At 49.7% G+C, this 12371-nt stretch carries 11 protein-coding genes; 2 read left to right on the top strand and 9 right to left on the bottom strand.

Annotation, left to right across the window (positions count from 1 at the left end; genetic code table 11):
• The first annotated feature begins 106 nt into the window (after positions 1 to 106).
• Both FMR86_RS04465 and FMR86_RS04460 read left to right on the top strand, forming a co-directional pair.
• Complete coding sequence (locus FMR86_RS04465) at positions 107 to 1351, top strand: BPL-N domain-containing protein (protein ID WP_163349883.1); 1245 nt, start codon at positions 107 to 109, stop codon at positions 1349 to 1351.
• Between the two features lie 130 nt (positions 1352 to 1481).
• Positions 1482 to 3443: a DUF342 domain-containing protein gene (locus tag FMR86_RS04460; protein WP_163349882.1), complete on the top strand. Its 1962-nt coding sequence runs from the start codon at positions 1482 to 1484 to the stop codon at positions 3441 to 3443.
• Here the strand turns inward: FMR86_RS04460 and FMR86_RS04455 are convergent, their stop codons facing one another.
• From FMR86_RS04455 to FMR86_RS04420, 9 genes are all read right to left on the bottom strand, one after another.
• Positions 3444 to 5249 (bottom strand): hypothetical protein, encoded by a 1806-nt coding sequence (locus tag FMR86_RS04455; RefSeq protein WP_163349881.1) that lies wholly within the window; start codon positions 5247 to 5249, stop codon positions 3444 to 3446.
• A complete protein-coding gene (truA, locus tag FMR86_RS04450) occupies positions 5173 to 5985 on the bottom strand; it encodes a tRNA pseudouridine(38-40) synthase TruA (protein ID WP_163349880.1) in 813 nt (270 codons plus the stop codon). The genes FMR86_RS04455 and truA overlap by 77 nt, the downstream gene beginning before the upstream one ends.
• 177 nt (positions 5986 to 6162) lie before the next feature.
• The gene (locus FMR86_RS04445) at positions 6163 to 6849 is read right to left on the bottom strand and encodes a MotE family protein (protein ID WP_239057136.1); all 687 of its coding nucleotides are present in this window, start codon (positions 6847 to 6849) and stop codon (positions 6163 to 6165) included.
• Complete coding sequence (gene fliJ / locus FMR86_RS04440) at positions 6773 to 7210, bottom strand: flagellar export protein FliJ (protein WP_163349879.1); 438 nt, start codon at positions 7208 to 7210, stop codon at positions 6773 to 6775. The genes FMR86_RS04445 and fliJ overlap by 77 nt, the downstream gene beginning before the upstream one ends.
• A gap of 25 nt (positions 7211 to 7235) precedes the next feature.
• Entirely contained in the window at positions 7236 to 7400 is a 165-nt protein-coding gene (locus FMR86_RS20370; RefSeq protein ID WP_203544778.1) for a hypothetical protein, read from the bottom strand.
• Between the two features lie 13 nt (positions 7401 to 7413).
• Positions 7414 to 8622 carry a hypothetical protein gene (locus FMR86_RS04435; RefSeq protein ID WP_163349878.1) on the bottom strand — a complete coding sequence of 403 codons (1209 nt, stop codon included), beginning with the start codon at positions 8620 to 8622 and terminating at the stop codon, positions 7414 to 7416.
• Between the two features lie 327 nt (positions 8623 to 8949).
• Entirely contained in the window at positions 8950 to 11043 is a 2094-nt protein-coding gene (locus FMR86_RS04430) for a methyl-accepting chemotaxis protein (RefSeq protein WP_163349877.1), read from the bottom strand.
• A gap of 168 nt (positions 11044 to 11211) precedes the next feature.
• The gene (locus FMR86_RS04425; RefSeq protein ID WP_163349876.1) at positions 11212 to 11403 is read right to left on the bottom strand and encodes a ferredoxin; all 192 of its coding nucleotides are present in this window, start codon (positions 11401 to 11403) and stop codon (positions 11212 to 11214) included.
• 122 nt (positions 11404 to 11525) lie between these two features.
• Positions 11526 to 12311 (bottom strand): ABC transporter substrate-binding protein, encoded by a 786-nt coding sequence (locus FMR86_RS04420; protein WP_163349875.1) that lies wholly within the window; start codon positions 12309 to 12311, stop codon positions 11526 to 11528.
• Positions 12312 to 12371 lie beyond the last annotated feature (60 nt).

The raw sequence follows: 12371 nt of genomic DNA, 5'->3' as shown, positions 1-12371 counted from the left end.
GTGCTTTGCCTGCCCTGATTTTCCGTGTATTTACGGGTCAGGGGTCACAGACAGAAGCACCCGCCTCGTCAACTTGCGCTACACACACTTATAAAGAGACACGAACATGTCAAGTATCTATATATTATGGGACGACTCCCACATCTGGGGACTGCTGGTAAAAAGAGCCCTTGAAGCATGGAACATCGACCACGAACTGGTGCGTGGGCATCAAATAGCGCAAGGACTGCTTTCAGGCAAGCCTCCGGCGGCACTTATCGTTCCCGGCGGCTGGGCCAAAGGCAAGGCCATGCGCCTCGGCGGACCGGGAATCCTCGAAGTCCAGAAATATGTAGGCGAGGGCGGTAACTACCTCGGTTTTTGCGGCGGAGCCGGACTGGGATTGTCCGATGCCGGAGGATTGGGCTTAAGCTGCTGGCAGCGCAAGGGTTTTGAAAACAGGCTGCATCATTTTTTAAGCGGACACATCAACGTTCAGTTGGACCAGTCCAATCCGCTGGTACCGGACTGTCTTGGTGAAAGCGCACTTATTCCGGTCTGGTGGCCGGGACAATTTTCTCCCAATGAGCGAGACTCTACAACTGCACTGGGCCGTTACCGCGAACCGGGCAACGACTTCTGGGTGGCCGACCTGTGCATCAATTCACTTCCCGAAGGCACCCTTAATGACTGGCGGAACATGTACGGAATATCCCTTCTGCCGGAATTTCTGCATGACCGTCCGGCTGTGATTTCCGGACAGACCGGGAAAGGAAATTTCATCCTCAGCTACCCACACCTTGAAACTCCCGCATCTCCGCAGGCCAATATCTGGCTTTCACATATTCTCGACTGCATGCAGGGACAGGAAACGCAGGAACGGCCAACTCTTCCGGCATGGGAACTGGCCGACACCCCCATTGAATGGGAAGACCCGGACCTTGTCTCAGTACGCAAATCCCTTGAAAAGATCATCGCCACCGGACAGGGACATTTTCTGCTCTTCTGGCGCAACCCGTGGCTGCTTGGCTGGAGGCGCGGTATTCCCGGCGCGGCATTAAACAGCCTCTATGCACTTATTTGCAAAGTAACCACCCACAATCCCAATGATGCTTCCATTGAATTATGGAACAGCTGCAAAGATGAATTTATGAAATACATGGACGTCTTTGAAGAAGGGGTTACCGGATATCTTCTCGCAGAACGTTTCGCCATGACCATGCGCACCCTTGAGCCTGATACTATATTCCCCAAGGCATTGCAGGAGCAACGCAACGGACTTTTCGGTCCTCCTCCCGGAGCAGGTGGAATTTACGCAAAACTCCTCTCCATGCTCGAAGAACTGGTCTGGGTAATGCATAAAGCAAAATAAAAAACTGTCGAAAAAGCTTATATCAGTAGTATTTGAACATTGACTGAATCTAATATAGGGTAAATTAATAAATAAATATTTTCCAATTCCGGCTTAACGGCAATTGCTGCATACACGGGTAATGTGATCCATGACTGAGCAAGCGACATCTGCACGGGGAGCAGACCTTCGCAACAAGCAGAACAATACTGCTGTTGAAAACCGTGATGCCGTGCTGGAATTCCAGCTCACCCCGGATAAAATGGCTGCCTTTGTTTCTTCCTACACCCCTGCGGAAGGGGAAGGAACTCCTCTTTCCCTTGAATTTATGAAATCCGAACTGGAACGTTCCGGCATAAACGGCGAACTGGACCACGACGGAGCCATGTTCGCTCTGAAAAGGGCCGGGGAAGGCAAAAGCATCATCAATGTAGCCCTTGTGCGGGCCATATATCCCCAGAATGCCATAGACGGACAGATCATCACTGACGCGGACCTGAATTTTCCGGTAATGCCGGACATGGAATTCGGCACCCTTAGTGAGGCGATCCCTGCATCATGCGGCAGAAATCTGGATGGCGACGAAATTCCTGCCGAAGAGACCCATACCCCCAAGCCGCTTGCCCTTGCAGATGCAGATAACCGCAACTGCACCCTTGATGCAGAAAGCAGAAAACTTGTTGCCGATATTTACGGCCTGGTCAAAATACAAGACCAGCAGGTCATGGTAGAGCCGTTGATCAAGGTCTCGGCCGACATGATGAAAGTTTCGGCCAGACTCTATGCCCACGACTGCTTTGGAGTCAGGTACGATCTCGGTGCCCTTGAACCGGCCCTTGAAGCAATGGAAATTTCCCGCCCGCTGCAACACGTGGCCGGGCAGACCGCTATAAAAAAAGCCCGCGAAACTGGTGTGGCTCAGGAAGCAGTCATCGCAACCGGAACAGAACCGGTTCCCGGCAGGGACGGATATTTTGAATATGACCGCGAAGAAGCAACTTCCTGCTCCATCGGCACCACCGGGGAAGATGACCGGGTTGATTTCAAGGATCGCGGGGTCCATCCCATGGTCAGTCCCGGAGATATCATCGGCAAAATCCATCCGCCCGTGGAAGGCAAAGCCGGCGAGGATGTTTACGGCAGGCTGACCCCGCCGCCCGGCGGCAATCCCCTTGAAATAAAAACCGGAGCCCATGTTGCCCCTATGCCGGATGGCATCACCTACAAAGCCACGGCCACCGGAATTGTTCACTTTCAGGACAACACTCTGGCGGTCAAAGATGTGCTGGAAACAAAGGGTGACGTGGATTACTCCACCGGGAATATCAAGCTGGAAAAAGGCTCGGTACATGTCAACGGTTCCATCAGGGAAGGATTCACAGTGGAAGTCCCGGCCCACGTTGTGGTCAAGGACTCCATAGAAGGAGCCAATGTCACTGCCGGGGGAGATATTGAAATCAAGGGCGGACTGGTTATGTCCGGCAAAGGACTTGCCAAGGCAAAAGGAACTATTACCGCTCAGTTCGCATCCAATGCCCGCATTGAGTGCGGCGATGAAATCATCATCAAGCATGAGATGAGCAATTGCATGATTCGCTGCAAAGGACCGGTCAGTGCTTTAGGCGGCAAGGGAATTATCCAAGGCGGGATTGTCAGCTCGGAAGTCAGCATCGAAGCCAATGAAATCGGCTCGGAAATCGGAGTAAAGACAGTTGTCGGAATTTCAGCCAAACAGAAAATCAACAAAGAGCTGATCAAAGAAAGGGACGCCCTGCGGGCGCGGCTGATGAAGATTAATTCAGCCATAGGTCAGGGGGACGATGAAACCATTCTTAAATCCACTCCTGCAGCCAAGCAGGAACAGATGAAGCAGATTCTTGTGCTCCGTGGACGCATCAAGCTAAAGCTGAAAGAAATCCGCAAGCAGCTGTCCAAAGAACTGCACGATTACTACAAGTCCTTGGAACAGCTCTCCATCCGTGTACACCGTAAAATTCATCCCGGTGTTGAAATCAAGATCGGCGGCAAAACCGTGCAGATCAGCAAGCCCACCCCACGCATGAAATTCCGCTTTGATGCTGACGAACGGACCATTGTTGCGGCTAAATTTTAATCAGCCCTTGGTGGAAACAAGTCGTCCGGTATCATCTGTCGGGTCATCAAAATCGAAATCAAAACTGTCCTCAAAGGTATCCACCAGTTCTTTTTTTACTTCCAGTTCCAGCTCGGTTCGCGGTGAAGGTTCGGGCAGCCACGGTCCGGGCAAAGATGTTTCCGGAATCAGGTAGGAGCTGACTTTGTTCTCTATGACCCTGTCGCTGACCTCCTGCCAGCGGGAGAAAAGGCCGTCCTCCTCATCTTCCAGCAGTTCGCGGACCTTATCCGGATCAGCCAGCAGGGCATCGTAGAAGGCATCGGAATCAAACCAGAGCAGCTTGTCTTTTTCAGCTTCCTTTAGGCCCATCCATTCCAGATCAACTTCATTGTCAATAACCGGATCGCGCCAGAGGTCGGCAAAACCTTCACGGAAAAGATCCTCCGCAGGCAGGATTGCTTTGCGCAGGTCGTTATAGCTGTCAGTAACCAGCCCGACATTCTTTTCCATCTCGGTTACTGCGTCCACCACCCGCAGGGGCAGGCTGTCCCCGAAGCTTCCATCCACTTCAACTGTGACCCTGCCCCGGTCAAGAGCGAATTCACCGCCGGCAACACGGACTTCACTATAACCGTCGATGGTCATCTGTGAATCTGAGCCGGGATGGGCAGTGGCATTTAAACCCAGCACTTCCAGCCCGGAATCCGGGTCCAGCACCAGCCTTTCCCCGATCTTGGGATTGACCGCCGTAATATTTACCGCCTTGCCGTCAATAAGATAATAATCGTCACCTGTATAAACCGGAGAGACAAGCTTACCATCAACTTTCTCGGCACCTATTTTATCTGATGTGGAAGCAGCTGAATTGGCGATACGTGTCAGCACTGTATCCCAATCATCGCCGTCCTCCACATAAAAATCGATGGTCCCGGACTCGGTACCGATGGAATAGCCTATAGAATAATCCCCCGCGGCAATGGTGGTCGTTGCGTTGGCGTCAAAAGCTTTGGTCAGAAATTGTGACGGACCTCCGGCAGAAGCATTGGAGAGTTGATAAAGCCCCTCCTCTGCCGGACCGATGGGCTTCTGCGTGGCATAAAGTTCCAGATTGGAGATAAGATGTCCGCTGGTGTCACTGAAGGAAAGCTTGTTGGCGGCAGCCAGATCCTGCGTGCTGTCGCCCCGGTTCTCTTCAGTGACCACGTAGGCGGTGTTCACGGAAAAAGCCAGGGCCGATCCGGTGCCCATCAGATCATCAGGATTGGACCCCACAGCATTCTGCTTGAAGATGCGAGCCTGTACCGGAAGAGTGCTTTCATTGACTGCATCGCGCACTGCTTCCAGTAACTGATCATTGGTCATCCCCCCGGTAATATCCACCTCTAAATTTTTAGTGGATGAGCCGAGGGTCATGTCAAATTTATAAGTTCCGGCATCAAGGGAGGTTGCCGCTTCCCCGCTGAAGCCGCGTGAATAATAACGGTAGTAACGCTGATAATCATCTTTGTGGGTCAGGGATGAGCTGATATTCTTATCCAGCAGGGGATCATTGACCACCAGCCGGGAGCTGCTCAAACCAAAGCCCTGACCGGGCCAGCGGAAAGAAGAAAGGGTTTCGCTTAAGGATTTGACCCTGGACTGCACCTCCATGGCCGCGGAGGGTGCGGTGAGCTCGTACTTGTTTTTCAGTGCGGCACGACTGAACCTGTCCTCCCAGTATGAACCGGGAAAGACCTGCTTCAGGGAATCAGACTTCTGTGTTGATTCCGCTATCCTGAGCTTGCTTCCGTCCAGTGTCAGTTCCGCCACAACCCGTTTCTCCATAGTAAACACCGGCCATACACAACCCCTGTGCAGGAGCTGTGGCCGGAGCCAGAGTTCTGTCCTTCATCTGTAATAATGATCGGACAGTTTCGGGCTGGGCTTTACCCCGCCCGATGCGTACCAGACAGCCGACCATGTTGCGGACCATCTGCTTCAGGAAGCCTGAACCGCAGACTTCCAGAACCATTTCCTGCTCGGTCTGGCCGGGGTAACGTTTGAACTCATGGATTGTACGTACGGTGGTTTTGATCAAAGTGCCGGTATTCTGGAAGGAAGAAAAATCGTGCTCGCCCAGAAAATACTCCATACCCTGATCAAGAGCGACAAGATCAAGAGGGCCGCATTTCCAGACATAATGCCTGCGCCATGGAAGGAAAAAGCTGTTCTCCAGCCACAAGGTATAAGTATAAGTTTTGCGGATCGCACTGTAGCGGCAATGAAAATCGGGAGAAACGGAAATTGCTTCCAGCACAGTCACATCGTCAGGAAGCAGGGAATTTAGTGCCCGCTGCCATTTCACAGCAACAAAGCTTTCATCCACATCAAAATGGGCTACCTGCCCCAAGGCATGCACGCCGCTGTCAGTACGCCCGGAACCATGAACCCGCACCGGGGTTTTGGTAACCCGCGCAATGGCCTTTTCCAGCACGCCCTGCACAGTGCGCAGCCTGGGCTGCAACTGCCAGCCGCAAAAATTGGTGCCGTCGTAGGCTAGAGTCAACTTAATTCGTTGCATTTTAAGAATTATTTGATGCGCTATGCGCTTTTGATAAAAAGAGTTCGCCTCCGGCGGCTTAAACCCTTTTCCAAAAGGGTTTAAGAATCCCAAAACGTTTTAATAAGCTTCGCTGTTTTTTTAATTCGAAGACCGTCACTGAAAATAATCTGCGAAACACAACTAAAACGTCTTCGCTTATTCTTCCAGAGGAGTCTGGAGCTTGGTCAGTTCTTCGGAAAGTTTGGCAGCTTTCTTGGGAGTCACGAACCCGAGGATGGCTCCGGCACTGCGCCCGCGCATGCCTGACAAAATCTTGACAGCGAGATCTGTATCTAGGGATTCGATAACCTGTGCGGCCTGCTTGGCCTTCATGGCAGTGTAGACGCCTACGAGATGCTTGATTTTCTTGTCCTTGAGCACATCGGCATCGGCGATCATCTTCTTGAGACGCTTTTCAAGATCATTCAATTCGGCCAGCTTCTTGTCCAGACTCTGCTCAAGTGTGCGCAGTGAGCGTTCCTTGCGGGCCAGTTCATCTTCCTTGGCCTTAAGGGCTTTCCAGTCCGCTTCGGGCATATTGGAAGGCTTGGCAGCTTTTTTGGGAGCTTCTTTGGCTTTATCTTTGGCCTGGGCTTCAGCAGCGACTGCTTCAGGGGGAGTGACGGCGTTGCGTACAACATTGCCGCTTTCCACCACCGCTTCCACAACCTCTTTAACTTCATCATGATGACCAGTCAGATCGAAACCGATGGACCCGATGAGGGAAAGTTTAAAAAGTGCCAGAAAAATCAGGCAAAAGAGTATTTTAGAAATTTTCAGGTTTGAAGCGAATTGTTGCCATTTCGTCGTACTCTTTTTGTTCTTTGAGACTTTCTTCTTCATGATATTTCTTCGCCTGATTCTCTTTTAGCTTTTCGAGCAGTTTACGATCTTTTGACTTTTTCACAGCTTCTGCACGACACTTTTGCAAATTAAGGGCCAACTGTTTGAGGCGGTTCTGAGCAGCAACAAGATCCTCCTGCAGGGCCATATCATACTGCTGCCAAAGCCAGACTTCGTCTGCAGTACGGTTTTCGGATCTGGTCTTGCGGTGGGCGACGACCAATTCTTCAACAGCCCAGAGTTTTTTCTTGGCCTCCTGATGCAGGCGCAGGGCTTCCGCAAGAGCAAGCTTGGCCTGCTCTTCCGCCTGTTCCCTGAACTCCAGAACCTTTTCAAGCTTGAATACAAAAGGCTTGGCCATATTATGAATTGATCATCGTGGAGGACTATTTCTTTTCTTCGGGCTTTCCGGCCAGCCCGCAATAACCTTTATCTTCATCTGCGTAACGCCACATCATACACATGGTTCCCTGACAAAACTTCATCTTGTCATCACTGGTCATAAGGTAGGGACAGTATTTAAATTTGGCTTCGCTTTCAGAATAGAGCATGGATACCTCGCTGCTAGTTGGATACGACCTTCTCATAGATCAGGCACTGCTTGCCCATGGCCTGCTTGACATATTCCTTGACCAGAACGCCGATGCGCTCCTCGCGGGTGAACTTGTCGGCATACCTGCCGTTCTCGTACACTTCCGGGAATTTGTCGGACAGGACCGGATGCTCGGCGGCAATGTGCTCGATCTGCTTTGAGTACTCGGAAATATAATGATCAATGTCCTGATCGGACATGGCTTCGATTTCACGGACCTTTTCAGCAAAAGCCTTAGGAGTGGGCAGTCCGTTGGATTCCATCAGGTCGGAAAAGGCGCGTCCGAAACGCTGGCTGCCTTCAAAAATATGCTTGGGGCGAACCACGTTCAGCCCGGCCCATCCGGCACTAAGCCACTTGAAAAGATAACTCACGGTCTCAGCGGGATTATTCTTATCCTGAATGAACAGGTTCACGGCCATTGAATCGTACATGAAGGTATCCATCCAGCCCATGCCGCCGGAAGTCAGTCCGGGGATGCCGCTGTAAAAATAGTTCCACTGATTATCATCCACCACCAGTCCCTTCATACCCACGCTGGACTTATCCATCTGCTTGGACACGGAAAGGAATACATCGCGACCTTCATATTTGAGCAGCACCAGCAGACGATTGAGATCGTAACGGTAGTACCCTCCACCGAAAGAGTCGGGAGTGTTGACTTCAAATTCCTTGCCCCGCCAGACCCTGGGGGTATCGCAATCATCAAGATATTTCCACGGCTGAGCCTTTTCAATGGCAAACTGGCTGTCCGCATGCCAGCCGCTGACCCGGATTACCGAAGGATAAAGGGCATAGTTGGGAATTTCAGGGTTGTAGGTATATTCAAGAATACGCTTCAGCCCGGCATTTACCTGCAAACGCATGGCTGCGCCATTGGAGGAATCCCGCTTGGGCAGCTTAATGATCTTATCCGTTTCCGGAGTATCATCTACATACTTGATAAGAGCCTTGATCTTTGAACCGTCAAAGCTGGAATCCTTCCCGGCCAGAAAAGTAAAAAGGTAATTCAGTCCGGCATCAACATCTTTCGGAAGGGATACTTTTTTATCTTTCTTCTTTTCGCCAAAAGAACACTCCGCATCCGCTGCCATGAAAAGCATAGGAACCATGGCGACCATGACCAGGGCAACTGCACGAAATAATGCCCGAAAAGACATCAGACCCATAGAAGTTTTCATATATTCTATTCACCTTCCCGTCTGTTTGCGACGGGTTTTTATTCATTTTTCGTACTTCATATTTATGCACTAATCCGCGTCTTGGCAAGCCCGACATAATGGCGGAAACCTGCAGGATTGCTGTGCTGAACGCAATTCCATCCTGTTATCGGGACTAGCAAAATAAATACCCTTTGCGGGTTCGTCCATAATTCAGGAAGAATACGTGTAACTGCTCCACTTGCCAGCCGGAAGGGAAAAGGTCAACTGTCTGTAATCCGTCGGTCACAAAAAGGCCGGGATGAATTAATCTTCATCCCGGCCTGCTGAATTAATATTTTCCTGCTCTTACGAGTTCTTTAAATCATCAATCAGGTTGTTGAGCATATTGGAAAGCTCGGCAAGATTGGCCATGGCATCTGCCGACTGTTCCATGGCGTTAAAGTTTTCATCCGCAATACGGTTGATTTCCGAGGTGGACATATTGATCTCTTCGGAAGCGGCACTCTGCTCTTCCGCAGCTGTAGCGATAGAACGAACCTGCTCCGCTACCAGTTCAATGATATCAAGGATGGAGGTCAGTGCTTCCCCGGCCTCATTAACCAGAACGGTGGTGGAATCAACCATTTCCGCAGTCTCGGCCATGGTATTGATAGAATTCCGTGATGACTGCTGAATAGAGCCGATAGCACCGCCAACTTCGGAAGTAGCACTCACGGTCTTCTCGGCAAGCTTGCGGACTTCATCGGCAACAACTGCGAATCCGCGTCCTGCTTCCCCGGCCCTAGCCGCTTCAATGGCCGCATTCAAAGCCAGCAGGTTGGTCTGGTCCGCGATATCGGTGATCACGCTCATGACACTGCTGATGGATTCAGCCTTTTCGCCCAACTGGCCCATTTCATTACCCAGCTTTTCAGATTCGTTTTTAAGGTTACCCACAGCGGTCACAACCTTATCCACAATCTCCGAACCACGCCCGGCTTCACTCTTGGCCCGCTCGGCTTCTTCCGAACTTCTGGAAGCATTGGCTGCCACTTCAAGAACGGTGGCATTCATCTCTTCCATGGCTGTAGCATTTTCAGCTGCCCGTTCGCGCTGCATTCCCGAACCGCTCCTTGATTCCTCAATATTGGCGGAAAGCTGGGTGGATGAGGATGAAATACGTTCCACGATCTCCTCCAGCTGCCCGGCGGCCTGCATCATACCCTCGCGCTTGGCGCTCTCGGCCCGGCGGGTAGCTTCTTCGGCCTCTGCAAGAGCCCTTTCGGCCTGCACAGTCTTGTCTTCCGCCTCGCGGGTCTTTTCGTCAGCAAGGGAAATTGTCTTCACCAGCTCTCCGGTCATGGCTTGCAGGTTATTCAAAAGCTCCTTCAATTCGGCCCGGTATGAAACATCTTCCGGCTCTGCTTTGTAGTTACCTGCGGCAATTTGTCTGGCGAACTCGCCCATGGCGTGTATAGGCCGTACCAGCCTGCTGTTAACCAGCACCGCACCAAGGGCCCCGAAAACCAGAGCTGCAACTACGGCAATAAGCAACATAGTCAGGTTGGCTTCCTTGGATGCAGCATAAATTTCGGCATGGGGAATAAAAGCGATCATGGTCCAGCCGGTCTCTTTGGAACGATAGACTTCTGCCGAAAATTTCATTCCCTGAAACTCAAGATCGCCCAGCCAATCCTCCTTGGAATTGTAAGCAACTTTCAAGGCCGGATTATCAATTTCATCAATTTTCTTAAAATTATTCTTCGGAGTTTTGGGGTCAGCCAGAATTGTTCCGTCTCCCTGTACCAGAACAACAAAACCGGTTTCGCCGATCTTAAGATTGTTGATGATTTTGGTCAGACCACCAAGAGAGATATCAACAGCGGAAACCCCGATAAAGCTCCCGCGACTGTCCTTAATCTTTGTTACGTATCCGATATTGGGAATTCCCTGAGTGGTTATATATGCGGAAAGGAGAGTGGATTCGGTAGGTGAATTTTTCCCCTCTTTATACCAGGGACGTTTGCGCGGATCATAATCATTTGTCATAGCCTCTGTTCCGTCCTGCGTATATCCGCCGTCTTCAAAACCCATATAGACGTAGGCAAAAGCCGGATTAGCTTTCATTAAATCATTGGCAAGACGGTTAACCATAATTTCACTTTGATCAGTTGCCAGCTCGGCAGGCTTTGTGGTTCTGTCCAGCTCAAAATATTTTGTCCATTTACCCATGGCCGTCTTTGTTTCATCCAGTCCGGCCACGAATCTGCTGACATTTTCAGCCTTATTCAAAATTTCAGTTATGTAACTGTTGATGAGCTTGAGTTCTTGACTGGCCGTTTTACGGTATGACTCTTCGGCAGTACTGTCGAACTGCACTGAAACGGTAAACATCACCACTGCAACAGAAATTATCATGGGCAGCACAATAGCCATAATCATTCTTGTTCTAATCTTCACAGTAAACACCCCTTTTTAGAAACTGCTGACATATACAAAAACTCAATACATATTAACCACAATAAGCTTTTTTTGTCTATGTAACAAAAAAACAATTTCTTTGCTTACTCTCAAAAAAAAGACGCCCGTAAAGGCGTCTTAACATACAGTCCATATTTGGAAACACATCTATTCAATAACAATACACTCCACCGGGCAGGAATCAATTGCTTCCTCCACACAGTCGAGATCAACAGCATCCTCTTTGATCACTTCCGCCTTCTCACCTTCGGAATCAAGGGCAAAGACTTCCGGACAAAGCTCCACACAGGTTTCGCAACCAATACACTCATCCTGATCAATTACTACTTTCTTAGCCATAATCTGCCTCCAGAACTTTCGGGGAATTACCGCTTTTATTTTGGAAACAACTTAATCATAAAGTGTATCTTTTGGGCAAGCTTTTAATTGCAGCAGGATCAGGACTTTTGCATACAAATGAATCAATACATTGCTTCGTGCTTTTCCATTATCATGGAATATTTGCCGCTGGCTTTAATCTTCTTCAGCCCTTTATTAAACTTCTCCAGCAACATCTCTGCATCAGGATCATGTTTAGAAATAATCAGACGCATCGGTTTTGGGGACAATCCGGCATTGATTTTACCAAATTCATCTTCACGGCCCATCAACAATTGCCTAATCAAAAAGTCTCCGACAGCTTCGGCTTCAGCCAAAAAATCAATATGCCCTTTGAGAAGCATCAAAATCCCATTGGCACTATTCGTAATCACTTTGCAACGATAGCCGCGCTTTTTTAAATCCTCAAGCTGCGCGTAGCCCAAAGGCACTCCTACTATGTAAGGATAAACTTTCTCGGCGTTAAGCGATTCATTGTCTTGGAATTTATTTTTATAATAAAAGAACATAAATTCTGTTGAAAACAATTCATCAGAAAACAATCCGAATTCTTCCCGGTCCACCTCTTTGCGCCAGGGGTAGCTGCCAGCGCACCCGCCCTTCTCCACTGAAAGCAAAGCTCTGGTCCAAGGATAAAATGTATTGCTCACCTCAATCCCGACTTCTTTGAACACCTCGGCAACCAGTTCAGCCGCCATCCCGTTATCAACCAGGTATTCAGAAACATACGGTGGCCATTCTCCTGTTGCGAGGGAAACGCTTCTCCTTTCCGCCAACCCATCCACTGGAGAAGACAACAGAAACAAAAGCTGAATTATTATAAATATGGCGGATTTAATACTTAACAACGTCTTTACCTTGCTCTTCATACAATTCAATTATCACCGGGCAACAACAGGTACTTAGCTATAACATATCCATGCAAAGCT

The organism is Desulfovibrio sp. JC010, from assembly GCF_010470675.1.
In the GTDB taxonomy this organism is placed as follows: Bacteria; Desulfobacterota; Desulfovibrionia; order Desulfovibrionales; family Desulfovibrionaceae; genus Maridesulfovibrio.
The sequence above is the reverse complement of the archived record's forward strand: the minus strand, read 5'-3'. Positions and strand labels throughout refer to the sequence as shown.